This is a genomic window from Comamonas koreensis (genome assembly GCF_021026195.1).
GTDB lineage: Bacteria > Pseudomonadota > Gammaproteobacteria > Burkholderiales > Burkholderiaceae_C > Comamonas > Comamonas koreensis.
This window is the reverse complement of sequence record NZ_JAJNCT010000036.1, coordinates 17256-33610: the sequence shown is the minus strand read 5'-3', so window position 1 is coordinate 33610 and position 16355 is coordinate 17256. Positions and strand designations below refer to the sequence as shown.

Here is a 16355-nt window from a genome sequence, read left to right as displayed (position 1 = left end):
CCAGCCACAGTATTGGCCAGCGCCAGCAGAGATCACTGCGGACGCTGACGTGCAGCGACGCGTGTGGCCAGTGCCGGTGACGTGTAGCCCGCATCAAAGCTACAGCCCTTGCCGTAGGTCGCCTCCATGCCGATGCAGGCGCTGGCGATACCGGCAGGCGTGGGCTTGGTGCCGGTGCTCACCCACTGCAGCAGCGCTTCCATCAGTGTGGGATAGGTGGGATCGCTGATAAAGCTGTGGGTGCCATTCGCCGTGAAGGTCTGCACCAGACGGCCACCACTGCCGCCTTCATCCATCACCTCGCGGAAACGAGAATCGAGCTCCACAAACGCGGTCGGGTCGCTGATCCATTTGGTCGACAGCACCGGCACAGGAATCTTGCCGACCGGGTCGGTGTCGGTGGCGAACGTCTGGTAGGCGGCAGGGTTGGCCTTGTAGCGCAGCACGCCGGCGTTCAGAGCTGCATCGTCGGCCGATCCGGTGTAGACGGCGCCTTCATTGCCAAAAGGGCTCTCGCCGCCGGTGCGCTTGGCGGAGATATCCTGAAAGTGCATGGTCGCCCAGTTCATGTGCGACTGGATGGCGCTCTCGGGAATCTTGATCACATCGACGATGGTCTGGATCTTGGCCTTCTGCTCGGGGGTGCGCTCGGCAGCGGGCTTGTTGAGCGCCAGGCATTCGTTCACACGCAGCGCCACATCCGCCTGCTTCATCGTGACATTGGCGGGCAGGCCGAGGTTGAGTGCGTAAGGCTGTTCGGTCGGGCGCGGGTGGTTGCCGCACAGGTACTGGTAGACCACGCGCAGATCAAGCCGGAAATCATAGGAACGTGTGCCCCCACCCAGCACGCCGCTGGTGAGCAAAACGCCATCGTAGGGACGCTCGCCGACAGTATCTACCGTGAACATCTCCGCGCCCTTGGCCGCCACGCCAGCGCCCCATGACTGGCCATGCAGGATGGTCTTGGTGGGGACCGCCACATGCTTGCGGAAGATGCCGCGCAGACGTTCTGTGTCTTCAGCGGCAGCGCGTACTTCCACCCCGCCCTGGCGGTAGGAGGAGCCCGCCCATGCGTAGCCAGACTTCACCATGATGGACCAGCGGGTCAGGTCTTCCATCGAGCGGTCCAGATCGGGCGCGGCCAGATCGGGGCCTCCATGCGCATGCATCACCAGGATGCCATTCCACTTTGCCGGCACGGCGATCATGTAGAACGCGCCCTTGGAATCGCGGCCGGACAGGCATTTCGCGTCGGTGGGCACATCGGCAGGGCAGGTGGCCAGCACCGGCGCTGCCTCGTCGGACATGGAGGGCCCTCGCAATACCAAGGAGCCGTCGCCGCAGCCGCTGAGCGCGAGCAGCGCCAGCAGGGGCAGACCGAGTGTGGGAAGAGGCGATTTCATGGTTTGTCTCCTATCAAGCGTTTTTTATGTGTGCGGCTCCTCGCAAGGCTGGCGGACCAGCGGTAGGTTTGCGGGGGCTTTCCTATTCTTGGTCGGCTTGCGAAATATTTCAAAGATTTCTAAGATATCAACCGCATACTTTTTAAATATATGGAACTGCGTCATCTCCGGTATTTTCTTGCGGTGGCCGAATGCGGCCATATCACGCGTGCCGCAGAGCGCCTGGGCATCCAGCAGCCGCCGTTGTCGCAGCAGATTCTGGCGCTTGAAAACGAGCTGGGCAGCGCGCTGTTTCGCCGCCACCCCAAAGGCGTGGACCTGACCGATGTCGGTCATGCGTTGCGCGCCGAGGCTGAGCAACTGCTTGGCGACTTTCATGCGATGCAGCAGCGCATCGAGGCGTATGCGCGCGGTGAACGGGGCCATCTCCGTGTGGGCTTCACCAGTTCGGCCGCAGCCCATGCCTTCACCCCGGAGGTGCTGCGCACCTGCCGCAAGTCGCACCCCGACATCCTGCTGAGCGTCAGCGAGAACAACGCCGCTGAAATCACCGAAGCCGTCGCGGCGCAACGTCTGCATTGCGGCTTTTTGCGCGTTCCGGTGGCCCACCCGGAGGGATTGGCGTTCGAGCCGCTGCTCCAGGAAGAAGCGCTGCTGGCCATTCCGGTGGACCACCGGTTGGCGCACAACAGCGCCCAGCCCGTCATGCTCGATGAGCTCGATGGCGAGAAACTGGTGCTGGTGCGCAGGCCTGGTGCGCCGGGCCTGTATGCCAATCTGCTGGCGCTGTGTGCACAACGCCATGTCCATGTGGAAGTGGCCGCCGAAGTCGAACGCATGATGACCAATGTGAACCTGGTGGCAGCAGGCGTGGGCTTGTCCATTGTTCCGGCATCAATCAAAGGATCGCATCGCCATGCGGTGGTGTACCGCTCGCTCGATCCGTCCCTCGACCTTTGGGCGCCGTTGACCTTGGTGTACCGGGCGCATGACTGCGATGGCCCGCTGGGAACGGTGATCGCGTTGGCCAAGAAGCTGGCCAAGCGCCATGCGGCCAAAGCCAGGTGAGCGCATGTCCGGATGGCCAGCGCTGACCCCGGCAAACGCCCAACCATGGTCGCGCAGGGCCATGCTGCTGAGCGGCTTGATGGGCGCATCGCTCGTGATTCCAAAGGGTTGGGCTGCCCAGAGTAGGCCGGGCGCGGGCCTCAAGATTCTGGTGGCCTATCCCCCCGGCGGCGTCAGTGACCTGGTGGCGCGCGCCTTGGCCAAAGCCGTGGCCGATCAGCTCCAGGCACCAGTCATCGTCGAGAACCGGCCCGGCGCGAGCGGAACCTTGGCGCTGGAACTCCTGCAACGCCGCCCGCCCGATGGCCAAACGCTGGTCTTTACCGCCGCCGCCGCCGTGGGCCTGCTGCGCCACGCGGCTGCGCGGCGTGCCACAACCTCAGCGGCTGCGGCGCCATTGCCGGTGCAGCCCGTGGCCGGTGTCATGCGCACGCCGCTGCTCCTGGTGGGCACCTCCGCGCTGGCCGCAACGGCTTTCGCCGACATGGTCGAAGCGGCGCGCAAGCACCCGGGCATGCTGCGCTGGGCGACGACAGGCGAAGGCACGACCGGGCACACCGTCTTGCAACGCGTAAGTCAGCTTGCGGGCGTGCGCATCACCCATGTGCCGTACAAGGGTGGCGGGCAGCAATTGACCGATGCGCTGGGTGGCCATTTCGAGCTGCTGTCGACCAATGTCGCACCGAGCCAGCTCAGCGCCTTGCGTGACGGGCGCTTCAAGGCCTTGGCGGTAGGCGCACCGCATCGCCTGCCCGTGCTCCCCGAGGTGCCGACCCTCGCGGAGCTGGGTTACCCGTCCGCGAATCTGGATTCCCTGTTCGGACTCTTTGCCCCACCGGGTACCCCCACCCCTGTGCTGCTGCGCCTGCACGCATGGACTGCGCAAGCGCTTCGCTCGCCCTCCATTCGCCAGAGCCTGCTCGATGCCAACAACCAGCCTTACGAGGGCTCTGCGCAGGACTTTGCGCGGCAGGTGGAACACGAAACCGATCGTTGACCCACGCAGCTTTGCATCCAGTTCCAGGGGCTGGGTCCAGGGGGGCGACGCATCCGGATCGGCCGAGTTGTACACCCGATCCGCATGGAAGATCACCGCACCGAACCCCCAGGCGCATCTGTATGAAAGGCGTGCTTTTACAACAAACTTCCGCCCTTTCCCATCTGCGTTTTCCCCAGGTCGGCACAAATTAGAACGAGTGTGCTTTTTTTGCTGAAATTCAGCGCTTACCCTGTCGACACAGCCTGCCCAGCTTCCTATGCTCTGTCTTCGAGACAAGCCAGATTGGACGATCGTTCAAACAGCAACCCAAGGAGACAAAGCAATGAAACAAGCCAAGAAATGGATGTGGCTGGCGGCCACCGCCTTGCTCGCAAGCAGCGCTTACGCCCAAAAGGCAGGCGACTGGGTGTTAGGTGCCGGGGCGCTCAATTACTCGCCCCAGGACAAGAGCAAGCCGCTGACCTTCACGGAGCCCTTTGAACGCCAGATTCCCGGCTCGGGCGCCGATCTGAAAAGCTCCACCACCCTGGGCTTGAACGTGCACTACTTCCTGACCGACAACTGGGCGGTCGAAGGCGTGCTGGGCATTCCACCGCGTCTCAAGCTCAACGGTGCCGGCACCTTGGAGCCCATTGGAGAGCTGGGCAATGCGCGCCTCTATGCACCTTCCCTGCTGGGCAAGTATTTCTTCGGCAATGCCGATGACAAGTTCCGCGTCTCGCTGGGTCTGGGTGTTACCTACTCGCAGTTCCGCAGTGTGCGGCTGAGCAGCGGCTTGCAAAATACGCTGGGCGGCGCCATCGGTGCGCCTCCAGGGGTTGCCAAGACCACCGCCAAGATCGACAGCCAATGGGCACCCGTCTTCAACATCGGTGCCAACTACGCGATCGACAAGAACTGGGGTATCACCTTCTCGGTGTCCTATGTGCCAATGAAGACCGACGCCAAGCTGACCACCACCGTCAATGGCAACAAGGTGGCAGTCTCGCAGACCCGCCTGACCCTGGATCCGATCATTCCGTTCCTGTACGTCACCTACAAGTTCTGATTTTCCGAGAGGAGAAGCCCGCAGCGCATGCGCTGCGCCCAACAAGTGGCCTGCTTCAATGAACGCCACAGCATGCGGTGGCTCCAAGCCATCTTTTGCCACCCTGCTCCATGAGCAGGGTTTTTTTTGCCTGCGCGGTGCGCCCTTGGCATCTCCGCCTGCACGGCCCACAATCGCGCAGGCAGACCCGCCTGAACCCCAACTTTTGGAGACCCTATGCCGGCCAAGAAAATCCTGATGATCTGTGGTGACTACTGCGAAGATTACGAAACCATGGTGCCCTTCCAGACCTTGCTGGCCGTGGGCCACCAGGTGCATGCGGTCTGCCCGGACAAGAAAGCCGGTGACCATATCAAGACGGCGATCCACGACTTTGAAGGCGCGCAGACCTATAGCGAAAAGCCCGGCCACAATTTCACCCTGAACGCGAGCTTTGCCGACATCAAGGCCGAAGACTATGACGCGCTGGTCATCCCCGGCGGCCGTGGCCCCGAGTACCTGCGCAACAACGAGGCGGTGCTGGCCGCCGTGCGCCATTTCTTCACGGCCAACAAACCAGTCGCCGCCGTCTGCCATGGTGCGCAGCTGCTGGCGGGTGCCGGTGTGCTCAAAGGCCGTACCTGCTCGGCCTACCCCGCCTGCAAGGCCGAGGTGGTGCTGGCCGGCGGCAGCTATGCCGATATTGCGGTGGACCAGGCCTACACCGATGGCAACCTGGTGAGCGCCCCTGCCTGGCCCGCCCACCCGCAGTGGCTGGCGCAGTTCCTGGCCCTGCTGGGCACCCGCATCCAGCACAGCTAAACGGTCGCTGCGGTGGCAAGTGCTGGGCCGCCTGCAAGCCCTTGCCATCGCTGCTACCATCGCAGCCCCATGACCGCAGACAGCTACAGCCACCACCTCGCCACCGGCAATCAGTTCGTTGCCGATGCACAAAAGATTGCCACCACCGATTTTGCTGCCGCCCGCGCGCTGTGGCAGCAGGCGGGCCAGGCCTTTTACCGCGCCCACCAGGCCGACCGCGAGCAGCCCGAGGCCGCCATGCGCCTGGCCCAGGCCTGGATGGCCGAGGCCCATGCGCTGCAGAAGGAAGGCTCGCCCAATGCCACGGTGATGTGGCAAAACGCAGCCGCCCAGAACGAGCTGGCCTTTGACCTGGACCCGCGCAATGCCCGCATCGCAATGGCTGCCGCCAGCTGCCACCACTTTGCCGGCGATGCCGAAGCCGCCCAGGCCTGGATGCAGATCGGCCAGCACCTGGCATCGGGCGGCGACCAGACTCCAGAACCTGCGGATCCAACAGACGACTAAGCCGCTCCATATAGCGGATAGCGTCTTTGGTTATTCGATAATATTATTTTTTAATCTGAGCGATCGAACGTAGCATGTGGGCCCGTCTACTTGTTCCCGACTGCCTTCCATGCTCAAGCGCCATTTCACCCTCGCCGCCCTGCTGGCGGTTTCTGCCGCCTTTGCCGCCCCCGCCTTTGCGCAGGACAAGCCCATCAAGCTGGGCGTGACGGCCGGCCCGCATGCGCAGATTGCCGAAGCGGTCAAACAAGCGGCCGCCAAAGAGGGCCTCACGGTCCAGGTGATCGAGTTCAGCGATTTCATCCAGCCCAATGCCGCCCTGGTGGCCGGCGATCTGGATGCCAATGCCTACCAGCACCACCCCTATCTGGACCAGCAGGTCAAGGACCGTGGCTACAAGCTGGTGGCAGCTGCCAACACCGTGGTGCTGCCGATTGCGCTGTACTCCAAGAAAGTGAAATCGCTGGGCGACCTGCCACAGGGCGCGCAGATCGGTGTGCCCAACGACCCCACCAATGGGGGCCGCGCGCTGCTGCTGCTGCAAGAGCATGGCCTGATCAAGCTGCGCGCATCGGCCGGCATCAAGGCCACGCCGCTGGATGTGGTCGACAACCCCAAGAAGCTGCGCCTGCGCGAGTTGGATGCCGCCCAGCTGGTGCATGCGCTCAATGACCTGGATGCCGCCGTCATCAACACCAGCTACGCGATTGCCGCCAAGCTCAACCCTACCAAGGACGCCATTGCCCGCGAGTCGGCCAAGTCGCCCTACACCAACCTGATTGCCGTGCGCCAGGGTGACAAGGACAAGCCCTGGGTGGCACGCCTGGTCAAGGCTTACCATTCGGACGAGGTGCGCCAGTTCATCGACAAGGAGTTCCAGGGATCCATCGTCCCCGCGTTCTGACAGGGGCTGACATGGCCCGCCACACCTATTCGACGCCAGCGGCGCGCAAACTGGCGCGCCTTTTTTCCATCACCCTTTGACCAAGCCAGCCCATGAGTGGACAGATCACCCTTAGCCGCGACGGCCATGTCGCCACCTTGTTGATCGACAACGTGGCCAAACGCAACGCGATCAGCCACCAGATGTGGATCAGCCTGGCCGAGCAGCTCGATGCGCTGGTGGCAGACAGCGATCTGCGCTGCATCGTGCTGCGCGGCGCAGGCACCCAGGCCTTTGGCAGCGGCGCCGATATCGACGAGTTCGAATCGCTGCGCTCGTCCAAGGAAAAAGGCATTGCGTTTGCCCAGCAGGCACACCGGGCCATGGCCTTGCTGCGCCACTGCCCCATCCCCACCCTGGCCGCCATCCGTGGCGCCTGCGTTGGCGGCGGGCTGGAGCTGGCGGCCTGCTGCGATCTGCGCCTGGCCAGTGACGACGCCCGCTTTGGCATCCCCATTGGCCGCCTGGGCGGTGTGCTGGCCTACCCGGAGCTCGAGGCGCTGGTGCATGTCGCAGGCCCGCAGGTGGCGCTGGAGCTGCTGCTTGAAGGCCGCCTGCTCGATGCGCAAGAGGCCTGTTCCAAGGGCCTGGTGACCCGCGTGGTGCCGCAGGCCGAATGGGAGGAGGAGCTGGCCCAGACCATCGCCCGCATCAGCGGCCTGGCGCCGCTGTCGGCGCGCTGGCACAAGAAATTCATCGCCCGGCTGCAAAGCGGTACGCCCTTGACGGATGCCGACCAGCAAGAGGGCTACGCCTGCTTTGACACGCAGGATTTCATCGAAGGCTACCGCGCCTTTTTGGACAAGCGCAAGCCGGTATTCACAGGAAAGTAAGAGCGTTCATGCAGCCATCCCCTTCCCCGCGCACAGGCCCGCTGTCGGGCCTCGTCGTTGTTGAGTTAACCAATGTCATGGCGGGCCCCGTCGGCGGCTTGCTGCTGGCCGACATGGGCGCCGAGGTGGTCAAGGTCGAGCGCCTGCCCGGCGGCGACGACACCCGCCGCGCAATCCCGCCCGAGATCCAGGGCGAGTCTGCCACCTTCATGATCGTCAACCGCAACAAGCGCGGTATCGCCGTCGACCTCAAGCACCCCGATGGTCTGCAGGTGGTGCGCCGCCTGATCGACAAGGCCGATGTGGTGATCGAGAACTTCCGCCCCGGCACGATGGAAAAACTCGGCCTGGGCTATGAGGTGCTGCGCGCTAGCAACCCCGGCCTGATCTACTGCAAGATCACCGGTTTTGGCCTCAATGGCCCCTATGCCAAGCGCGCCGGCTACGACCTGATTGCGCAGGGCATGTCCGGCATCATGAGCCTGACTGGCGAAGGCCCGGGCCGCCCGCCCGTCAAAGTCGGCGTGCCGATTGGTGATGTGACCGCCGGCATCCTGGCCTCGACCGGCGTGCTGGCCGCCTACATCGAGCGGCTGCGCACCGGCGAAGGCCAGTATGTCGACACCTCACTGTACGAGGCCTCTCTGGTCCACACCTACTGGCAGGTGGCCATGGCCTTTGCCACCGGCGAGTCCGCTGGCCCCATGGGCTCGGCCCACCCGGTGGCTGCGCCCTACCAGGCGATACCGACGCAAGACGGCTGGATCAATATCGGCGCAGTGAGCCAGGCCACCTGGGTCGGCATGACCCGCGTGCTGCAGCTGGAGCACCTGCTCGAAGACGAGCGCTTTGCCAGCAACCGCGAGCGCATGGCCAACCGCGATCTGCTGATCTCCATCATCTCCGAGGCCATGCGCAGCAACACGACCGACTACTGGGTCGAGAAGTTCGAGCAGGCCGGTGTGCCTGCCGGCCCGGTGCGCAAGATCAAGGACATGCTGGAAGACCCCCAGACCCTGGCGCGCGACATGGTCATCGAGGTCGACCACCCTGTCGCCGGCCAGGTGCAGGCCCTGGGCCTGCCGATCAAGTTCTCGCACGGCAATGGCGTCACGCGGCGCGGCGCACCGCAGTATGGCGAGCACACCGCCGAGGTGCTGCAAGAGCTGGGCTACAGCAGCGACGATATCGCGGCGCTGGCTGCCAGCCAGGCGGTGCAGCTGCACGGGCGCTGATACGCACCAACGCGTCGTTCACCCCCAAAGAAAAGGAGTGCCATATTGAACGGCACTCCTTTTTTGCATCTGCAACGCAGCCGCTACAGCACCGCCATCAGCGCTGCTTGGCCTGCCAAACTTCCTTCAACTGCGCCGTCGTCTGCAGCATGGCCTGCGGGCCTGCCACCCCCAGCAGGTACCAGACCTGCGGATCCAAAAACACCAGCCGGCCCTGCTGGCCGGCGGCGCTGTTGCGGATGGCTTCGTTGTTGAACAGGTCAGTGCTGGCAACGACGGGCTTGCCATCGCGACCGGTGGTGCTGCCGGTGCCGGCATTGCGGTCAATCACATAGAGCCAGGCGGGGTTGAGCTGGCTGATGTCTTCCATCGTCATCGGCACGCCGCGTGGCTTGCTGGCATCGGCGGGGATGGCTGGCTTGACGCCCAGCACATCGTGCAGCAGGCCAAAGCGTGCGCCGGGGGGCTGGGCGTTGATCATGGTGCTGATGGCCAGCACCAAGAGGCCTGGTGCCTGCTGCTGGGCCAGTGCGCGGGTGCTCTCCACCTCGCTGCGCACGCGCTGCATCAGCTGCTCGCCCTGGGCCTGCTTGCCCCACAGCGATGCGAGCGCCATCACATTGCGCTGCATATCGGCCAGCAGCTGCTGGTTGTTGACGCTCAGGTCCAGCGTGGGCGCAATCTTGCTCAGGATGTCGTACTTGCCGGCGCTGCGGCCCGCCACAACGATCAGGTCCGGGCGGATCTGGCTCAGCGCGTCAAAATCGGGCTCGAACAGGGTGCCGGCTGGCAGGTAGCGCGCATCGGCATAGGCCTGCATATAGCCGGGGAAGTTGGCCTTGGCCAGGGCCGTCACCGGCAGGTTCAGCGCCTGCATCGTGTCCAGCGATGCCAGGTCATACACCACCACACGCTTGGGGGCCAAGGGCACCACCGTGCTGCCCTTGGCATGTTGCACGGTGATGGTTGCCGGCGCTTTGGGGCTGGGGGCTTGCGCAAAGGCCGCCGGGGCAGCAAACAGCGACGTGGCGAGGGCGGCAGCAGCGCTGGCGCGCCAGCAGGCCGAGGTCAATGGCTGGGTCATGTCTTTCTCCAAGGGATGCGAATCAAAGCGATAGCCGCAGCGCCCGCCGCAATGCGGGTCGCCGCGCGGCGGGTTTAGAACTTGAGGTTCATGCCCACCCAGTAACGGCGCCCGTCCTGCACGGTGGCGTAGTCTTCGTAGTACACATCCTTGTCGAACAGGTTGTAGATGCCGGCGAAGAAGGTGGTGCTCTTGTTGTAGTGGAACGAGCCGCCCACATCGAACATGGCGTAGCTGCCAGCGACCCAGGTGCGGGCCGAGCGGCCGCCGGTCGGCTGGCTCTCCTTGCCTCGGTAGGACAGCTTGGTCCAGCCGTTCCAGCGGTCAGACGGCTTCCAGTCCAGTGCGACATTAAGCATATGGCGCGGCAGCTGCGACAGCGGCTGGCCGGCAAACTCGCCGCTCTTTTGCTCGGACTTGGTGAAGGTGTAGCTGGAGTTCAGATCCAGGCTGCGCGCCAGCGGCATGGTCAGCGTAGCCTCGATGCCGCGCGTCACTGCCTTGTCGATATTGATATTGGTCGTAGGCGTGTTGCCGGACGAATTCAACGGGCCACACTCGGGGCAGGCAATGCGGGTGATCTTGTCGCGGAAGTCGTTGTCAAACACGGTCAGGCCTGCCGACAGACCGGCACCATCGTTGTAGAGCACGCCCACTTCCTTGGACAGCGATTTCTCCGGCTTCAGATCCGGGTTGCCATAGATATTGCCGCCCCGGCTGGCCTGGCCCCAATCGCCCAGCGTCTGGCGCAGCGAGGGTGCGCGGAAACCGGTGGAGACACCGCCCTTGACTGTCCAGCGCGGGTTCAGGTTCCACACGCCATAGAGGCGCGGGCTCCATTGCGATCCGCCCTTGCTGTCGTCGTCAAAGCGCAGGCCGCTGGTCAGCGCAAAGTCCTCGCGCAGGCGCCATTCGTCTTCGGCAAACCAGGCGTACTGCGTGCGGTCGGCCGTGGTGCGGTTGCTGCCGGGCAAGGTGTTGGTCGTGGTGTCGGTCAGATCTTGCTTGTTGTAGTACAGGCCAGTGCTGACGATGTGCGCGTCGCCCACCGGTATCACCCAGCTGGTGTTGGCCACCGTGTTCTTGATGGTCATCTCACGCGAGATGTTGCGGGTCTTCTCATGCTGCACATAGGTATCGGACGAGGCCCAGCCCCAGCGGCCCTTGTGCTGCAACGAATAGTTCTCGCGCTCGAACCTGCGGTCGGACAGCGCACCCGTCTCCAGCAAGGTCTTGCCGGGGGTGGAGATGAAGTGCTGCTTGGCCGCGCCCAGTTCGGCAATGATGTCGTGGTCCTTGTTCGGCGTCAGCGCAATGCGGGCGTTGAGCGCCTGGGTATCGCTGTCGTTGTAGCCCTGGTAGATGCGGTCTTCATCGCGCTTGCTGTAGTTGCCGTAGAGGCTGATGCCCAGCATCTCTTCCTTGATCGGGCCCGAGAGGTAGAAGTTGCTCTGGTAGGCATTGCCGGATTCGGAGCGCTCTTGCAAGGTGGCATCGGCGCGCAGCGAGCCATGCCACTGCTTGGCCACCTTGCGCGTGATGATGTTGACCACGCCGCCCATTGCATCCGATCCGTAGAGCGAGGACATGGGCCCGCGCACCACCTCGATGCGTTCGATGGCTTCGAGCGGCGGCACCCAGCTTTGGTCGGTGCCCGTCGAGCCATTGGTCTGCGTCTCGCGCGTGCTCATGCGTTTGCCGTCCACCAGGATCAAGGTGTAGTTGGCGCCCATGCCGCGCAGGCTGATGTCGTTGGAGTTGTTGTCCGACGGCGTCATGATGACGCCCGGCACATCGCGCAAGGCATCGTGCAGGTTGCTGTAGGCGCCCTGCTCCAGCTTCTCACGCGGGATCACGGTGATCGAGGCCGGTGCCTGGGTCACCTCCTGCTCAAAGCCCGCCGCTGTCACCACTACGGTGCCCAGTGTTTTGTCGCTGGCAACCTGCTCGGCAGCATCGGTGGCATCAGCGGCCTGCGCTGCTGCTGCGCCATTTACCAGCATGCCGGCCACCAGACCGGCGATGGCGCGCAGTGCATGGCGCTGGGGTGCCGATGGCAGCCGGTGGAAATCAAGACGCAGAGGCCGTGCTGACGCGCGACCTGCTGCCAACGAAGCAGAGGAGGACATGGAAATACTCGGTGTTCAGGTGACAACAGCCACGCCTCAGGCACCCGCAGATGCTGGCCATCGGCAGGTGCTGGCGGCGGGCCAGCGATGCTTCGCTTGTTGTGCAGGTCTGCGGTCACGGCGCTTGTCAGGGCACCGTCCCGAGGAGGCATGGCCGCCCCATGCAAGCATGGGCAGCAAGGGGGAACGCAAGACGTTTATATGCGAATAATTCTCATTATAGAGATTGATGAAGAATCGTTACGAAATGCCATGTAGCGATTTTGTAAAGTTCGTCCTACAGCGCGCATGCGGCAACCGCTTCTCACGCTGCGCAAACCAAGCCTGGAGCCGCTCATGGCCGGAGGCGCGTCGTAACACGCGGACCTCCAGCGATGGCCTGGACACTACCGCTTAAAAACCGACGGTGACCTTGGCCCAGTAACGGCGGCCGTCATACACCGCGTCATAGGTGGCACTGTCCACGCGCTTGTCGAACAGGTTGTATATGCCGGTGCTGAAGCGCACATCCTTGCTGTAGGCGTAGTTCAGGCCCAGGTCCATGAACGTAAAGGACGGCGTGCCCTTGGCCATCGAGGTGCGGCTCAGGTAGTCCGAGCTCTTGCCGCGGAAGTTGAGGCGGCTCCAGACGCCCAGCTTGTCCGTGCCCTGCCAGTCCAAGGTGGCGTTGAGCATGTGCTTGGGCATCTTGTTGAGCGGCTGGCCGGCAAAGTTGCCGCTCTTTTGCTCCGAGCGGGTGAAGGTGTAGTTGGCCGCCAGGCGCAAGGCTTCGCTGGCCTTCCAGGTGGCGGTCGCTTCCACACCGCGCATATTGGCTTCATCCACATTGGTACGGTCGCTGATGAACTTGTAGGGCGTGCCCAGTACCGTGCAGTTGCCGGTGACGATGGCGCGGCCCGCGCCCTCGGTGTCCTCACAGCTGCGCACCTCGGTGATCTTGTCCTTGAAATCGGTGTTGAACAAGGTCAGACTGCCGGTGAAATCGCGGCGGTTGTCCCAGATCACGCCCAGCTCCTGGCTGGTGCTTTTCTCGGGTTTGAGGTTGGGGTTGCCTCGGATGATGGCCGGGTCGCCACCGCCGCCGGTGATCTGGCCCCAATCGGCCACGGCTGCACGCAGGCTGGGCGATTTGAAGCCGGTCGAGATACCGCCCTTGACGCTCCACTCCGGCGTTGCGTGCCAGACGCCGTAGACACGCGGCGTCCAGTCGGTGCCGTAGTTCTGGTCATGGTTCATGCGCAGGCCGGTGGTCAGCGCAATCGCATCGGTCACCCGCCATTCGTTCTCGGCAAACAGCGCCCACTGGTAGCGCTTGAGCGTGTTGATGGGGTTGTCCACCTTCATCTGGTTGCCGTTGTCCGTCAGCTTTTCATGTTTGTAGCTCAGGCCCACGGTGGTCAGGTTGCGCTCACCGATCGGCATCACCATCTGGCTGTTGAACTCGGTGTTCTTCAGCTTCATCTCGCGGCCAGGGTTGTCGATCTCCTCGTGCTGCAGGTAGGTCGTCGAGGTGCCAAAGCCCCAGCGCCCGGTGTGCGAAATCGCGAAGTGGTTGCGGGAGTAGTCCGAGAAGCTGGAGCTGCGGCTCGCGCTCTTGCCTGCCGTTGCATAGCGGTCCTGCAGGGTGCGGCCCACTTCCAGCGCCAGGTCGTGGTCCTTGTTGGGGGTCAGGGTCAGCTTGGCGGTGCCCGAGCTGCTGTCCTGCTCATTGAAGCCGCCGACAAACTTGTCTTCGAGGCGGCGCGATTTCTGGCCGTAGATCTGCAGGCCCAGCACATCGCTCTTGATGGGGCCGGCCAGGTAGAAGTTGCTCTGGTAGATATCGCCCGAGGCGGAGGATTCCTGCTGCGTGGTCTCGGCGCTCAAGGTACCCGTCCACTGCTTGGCCACCTTGCGCGTGATGATGTTGACCACGCCCCCCATTGCGTCCGACCCGTAGAGCGAGGACATGGGGCCCCGCACCACCTCGATGCGCTCAATCGCGCTGAGCGGCGGCAGCCAGCCTTGCTCGATGCCGGCGCCATCGCTGTTGGGCCGGGTCTCGCGCGAGTTCTGCGGCTTGCCGTCCACCAGAATCATCGTGTAGTTCGAGGCCATGCCCCGGATGCTGATGTCGCTGGAGCTGCCGCCACCGGTGATGACCACGCCGGGCACATCGCGCAGCGCATCGGTCACATCGCGGTAGGCCTTTTTCTCCAGCTCCTGGCGCGGGATCACGGTGATCGACGCCGGCGCATCTTCCACCGCCTGCTCAAAGCCCGAGGCCGTCACCACCACGGTCGACAAGGTCTTGTCGGCCTCCGCCTCAGTCTGCGCCAGCGCAGGGCTGGCAGCCAGCATGGCAGCGGCCACCAGGGCCGTGGCGCGCCATGCATGGGGCGCAGCAAGGCGCGGCGCTGGGCCGGCTTGCAACAGCGATGAAGGGTGGGCAGCACAGGCTGCAGCGAAAGCTGCAGAAAGGGGGCGGGCAGTCATGAAAAAGCTCCAGTTCAGATCGGTGGATGGCGCATGGCTGCGCCACCTGGGCGCTCGTGACGCTCGGGCAAAGCGCAGGCCCAGGGCCGGCGTTTATTCGCGGGGTTTGGCGGTGTCAGTCACGGCGCGGCAGGCAGCAAGTGCTTGCGCTGGGCCGTCCTGGCGTGCATGCCGGGCTGTGCGGCATGGAGATGGCGGGGAGCCACCTGGCTTGGCAACGGTAAAGGTCGGTAGACTATCAGCAAATGCGAATGCTTCTTATTATATCTATCGATGAAGAAGTGTTGACTAATGTGAAGCCACCGTGAAGCAATTCAGCGGCTGAACGTTGTGCTTATGCCTACGAACCTGTCCAATGTGCCGTTCAGTAGGGCTACACCGAACCACCGCCCAGGTGGTTCACCAACCAGCCCAGCCAGAACAGTGCAAAGCCGATCAGCCCGCCTACCAGGGTGCCGTTGATGCGGATGTACTGCAGGTCACGGCCAATGTTCCACTCGATCAGCTCGCCTAGTTCGCGCGCATCCCAGCGCTTGACGGTATCGGCAATATGGGTGCCGAAGAACTGCGAGATCTCCGGCGCCAGCTCCTTGACCCACAGCTCCATGCGGGTGTTGAGCGAACTGCGCAGCGCCTGGTCGGCCGCCAGCGATTTGCCCAGCCACAGGCCCATGCCCCGCACATTGCGCGCCATCGCCGAATGCTCGTTGGCCAGGTCGGCCTGCAGGCTGGCGCGCAGGCTTTGCCACAGCTCTTGCACATACTGGCCCACGGCAGGGTCGTGCTGCAGGTAGCGGCGCACTTCCTCGCCCTTGGCATGCCAAGCGGGGTCTTCGGCCAGGCGCTCCACCCACTCCTGCATGGTCTCGTCAAACTTGGCGCGCAGCACATGGCTGGGGTTGTCGGCAATCGCATCGAGCAGGTGTTCCAGGCTGCTGGCGATCATTGCCGAGCCCTTGTCGCTGAGCCAGCCGGTGGGCAGCATTTTTTCCTTCAGCGGGTGCTCGGTCTTGAGCCAGTGCGCAATGGTCTGCGCAATCAGGGTACGGGTCTCGGCCTCGTGCAGCAGCTCGACCAGCTTGTCCAGCGCCTGCGCCAGCAGCACCTGGTGGCGGCCATTGTGCGTCAGCACCGTCAGCACCTTGGACAGCGACTGCGACAGGTCGATCTGGCCCAGCAAGGTGCGCAGCGCCAGCTTGATGAAGCGCTCCACCTGTGCATCCTGCACGGTGGCCAGCGCGGCGGCAGCCAGGCGCGCCACCTGGTGGCCCAGCAGCTCGGCATTGGCCGGCGCCTTGAGCCATTGCGCCAGCTTGTCCGCCGGCTGGTGCGTGCGCACCAGCTGCACCAGCGATTCGCCATCGAGAAATCGCTCGCGCACAAAGACGGCCAGGTTCTCGCCAATGCGGTCCTTGTTGCGCGGGATGATGGCCGTGTGCCGCGAGATCCAGGGAATCGGGATGTGCTTGAACAGCGCCGCCACCGCAAACCAGTCGGCCAGCGCGCCGACCATGCCCGCCTCGGTCATCGCCCGCAGGCAGCGCAGCGCCAGCTGCCAGTGGCGCGACTGCGCAAACGGCTGGCCCAGGCACCAGCTGGCCAGCACAAACATGCAGGCCACGGCCAGCAGCAGCAGCAAGGGGGTGAGCTTGGCGCGGCGCAGCAGACGCTGCTGCGCATCGGTCAGTAGCAAAGGCATGGCGACCACTGTAGCGGCAAGCAGCAGAGCTTGCCAAGTCAGCCAACGGCGCGGTTTCCCATTCCTGGACACAGTGCCCGCAAAGTGTGGACAATGTCGGCCTGTGCGGCCCAGGGCCGCGTACTTTTCT

Annotated in this window: 13 protein-coding genes; 8 read left to right on the top strand and 5 right to left on the bottom strand. The window is 64.0% G+C overall.

The genetic code is table 11. The annotated features are described in order from the left end of the window. Window positions 1-32: 32 nt before the first annotated feature. Complete coding sequence (locus tag LPW39_RS23080) at window positions 33-1403, bottom strand: hypothetical protein (RefSeq protein ID WP_230781053.1); 1371 nt, start codon at window positions 1401-1403, stop codon at window positions 33-35. A 150-nt stretch (window positions 1404-1553) separates the two neighbouring features. Here LPW39_RS23080 and LPW39_RS23075 point away from each other — a divergent pair, with 150 nt between their 5' ends. The 8 genes from LPW39_RS23075 (at window position 1554) to LPW39_RS23040 (ending at window position 8838) form a co-directional block, all read left to right on the top strand. Beyond that, the gene (locus LPW39_RS23075; protein WP_230781051.1) at window positions 1554-2471 is read left to right on the top strand and encodes a LysR family transcriptional regulator; all 918 of its coding nucleotides are present in this window, start codon (window positions 1554-1556) and stop codon (window positions 2469-2471) included. A 4-nt stretch (window positions 2472-2475) separates the two neighbouring features. Continuing rightward, a complete protein-coding gene (locus LPW39_RS23070; RefSeq protein WP_230781049.1) occupies window positions 2476-3468 on the top strand; it encodes a Bug family tripartite tricarboxylate transporter substrate binding protein in 993 nt (330 codons plus the stop codon). Window positions 3469-3793: 325 nt separating this feature from the next. Next, window positions 3794-4519, top strand: coding sequence for an OmpW/AlkL family protein (locus tag LPW39_RS23065; protein WP_230781047.1), 726 nt, complete (start codon window positions 3794-3796; stop codon window positions 4517-4519). 216 nt (window positions 4520-4735) lie between these two features. Further along, the gene (locus tag LPW39_RS23060) at window positions 4736-5320 is read left to right on the top strand and encodes a DJ-1/PfpI family protein (RefSeq protein WP_133858255.1); all 585 of its coding nucleotides are present in this window, start codon (window positions 4736-4738) and stop codon (window positions 5318-5320) included. Between the two features lie 69 nt (window positions 5321-5389). Continuing rightward, entirely contained in the window at window positions 5390-5827 is a 438-nt protein-coding gene (locus tag LPW39_RS23055; protein WP_230781045.1) for a hypothetical protein, read from the top strand. A 109-nt stretch (window positions 5828-5936) separates the two neighbouring features. Continuing rightward, a complete protein-coding gene (locus LPW39_RS23050) occupies window positions 5937-6731 on the top strand; it encodes a MetQ/NlpA family ABC transporter substrate-binding protein (RefSeq protein ID WP_230781043.1) in 795 nt (264 codons plus the stop codon). Window positions 6732-6823: 92 nt separating this feature from the next. Continuing rightward, on the top strand, window positions 6824-7603 hold the full coding sequence (locus LPW39_RS23045; RefSeq protein ID WP_230781042.1) for an enoyl-CoA hydratase-related protein: 780 nt from the start codon (window positions 6824-6826) through the stop codon (window positions 7601-7603). Between the two features lie 8 nt (window positions 7604-7611). Continuing rightward, window positions 7612-8838: a CaiB/BaiF CoA transferase family protein gene (locus LPW39_RS23040; protein ID WP_133858259.1), complete on the top strand. Its 1227-nt coding sequence runs from the start codon at window positions 7612-7614 to the stop codon at window positions 8836-8838. 97 nt (window positions 8839-8935) lie between these two features. Here LPW39_RS23040 and LPW39_RS23035 read toward each other — a convergent pair whose 3' ends face one another. The 4 genes from LPW39_RS23035 to LPW39_RS23020 all read right to left on the bottom strand — a co-directional run bounded on the left by LPW39_RS23035 (window position 8936) and on the right by LPW39_RS23020 (window position 16225). Continuing rightward, entirely contained in the window at window positions 8936-9922 is a 987-nt protein-coding gene (locus LPW39_RS23035) for a siderophore ABC transporter substrate-binding protein (RefSeq protein WP_230781040.1), read from the bottom strand. Window positions 9923-9996: 74 nt separating this feature from the next. Beyond that, on the bottom strand, window positions 9997-12051 hold the full coding sequence (locus LPW39_RS23030; protein ID WP_230781038.1) for a ligand-gated channel protein: 2055 nt from the start codon (window positions 12049-12051) through the stop codon (window positions 9997-9999). Window positions 12052-12444: 393 nt separating this feature from the next. Then, window positions 12445-14526 (bottom strand): ligand-gated channel protein, encoded by a 2082-nt coding sequence (locus LPW39_RS23025; RefSeq protein WP_230781031.1) that lies wholly within the window; start codon window positions 14524-14526, stop codon window positions 12445-12447. A gap of 373 nt (window positions 14527-14899) precedes the next feature. Further along, the gene (locus tag LPW39_RS23020; RefSeq protein ID WP_230781029.1) at window positions 14900-16225 is read right to left on the bottom strand and encodes a DUF445 domain-containing protein; all 1326 of its coding nucleotides are present in this window, start codon (window positions 16223-16225) and stop codon (window positions 14900-14902) included. Window positions 16226-16355 lie beyond the last annotated feature (130 nt).

Coding starts and splice junctions, on each gene's coding strand:
- LPW39_RS23020 (WP_230781029.1), bottom strand. CDS start 16,225: ATGCCTTTGCTACTGACCGATGCGCAGCAGCGTCTGCTGCGCCGCGCC.
- LPW39_RS23045 (WP_230781042.1), top strand. CDS start 6,824: ATGAGTGGACAGATCACCCTTAGCCGCGACGGCCATGTCGCCACCTTG.
- LPW39_RS23035 (WP_230781040.1), bottom strand. CDS start 9,922: ATGACCCAGCCATTGACCTCGGCCTGCTGGCGCGCCAGCGCTGCTGCC.
- LPW39_RS23050 (WP_230781043.1), top strand. CDS start 5,937: ATGCTCAAGCGCCATTTCACCCTCGCCGCCCTGCTGGCGGTTTCTGCC.
- LPW39_RS23080 (WP_230781053.1), bottom strand. CDS start 1,403: ATGAAATCGCCTCTTCCCACACTCGGTCTGCCCCTGCTGGCGCTGCTC.
- LPW39_RS23030 (WP_230781038.1), bottom strand. CDS start 12,051: ATGTCCTCCTCTGCTTCGTTGGCAGCAGGTCGCGCGTCAGCACGGCCT.
- LPW39_RS23060 (WP_133858255.1), top strand. CDS start 4,736: ATGCCGGCCAAGAAAATCCTGATGATCTGTGGTGACTACTGCGAAGAT.
- LPW39_RS23025 (WP_230781031.1), bottom strand. CDS start 14,526: ATGACTGCCCGCCCCCTTTCTGCAGCTTTCGCTGCAGCCTGTGCTGCC.
- LPW39_RS23075 (WP_230781051.1), top strand. CDS start 1,554: ATGGAACTGCGTCATCTCCGGTATTTTCTTGCGGTGGCCGAATGCGGC.
- LPW39_RS23065 (WP_230781047.1), top strand. CDS start 3,794: ATGAAACAAGCCAAGAAATGGATGTGGCTGGCGGCCACCGCCTTGCTC.
- LPW39_RS23055 (WP_230781045.1), top strand. CDS start 5,390: ATGACCGCAGACAGCTACAGCCACCACCTCGCCACCGGCAATCAGTTC.
- LPW39_RS23040 (WP_133858259.1), top strand. CDS start 7,612: ATGCAGCCATCCCCTTCCCCGCGCACAGGCCCGCTGTCGGGCCTCGTC.
- LPW39_RS23070 (WP_230781049.1), top strand. CDS start 2,476: ATGTCCGGATGGCCAGCGCTGACCCCGGCAAACGCCCAACCATGGTCG.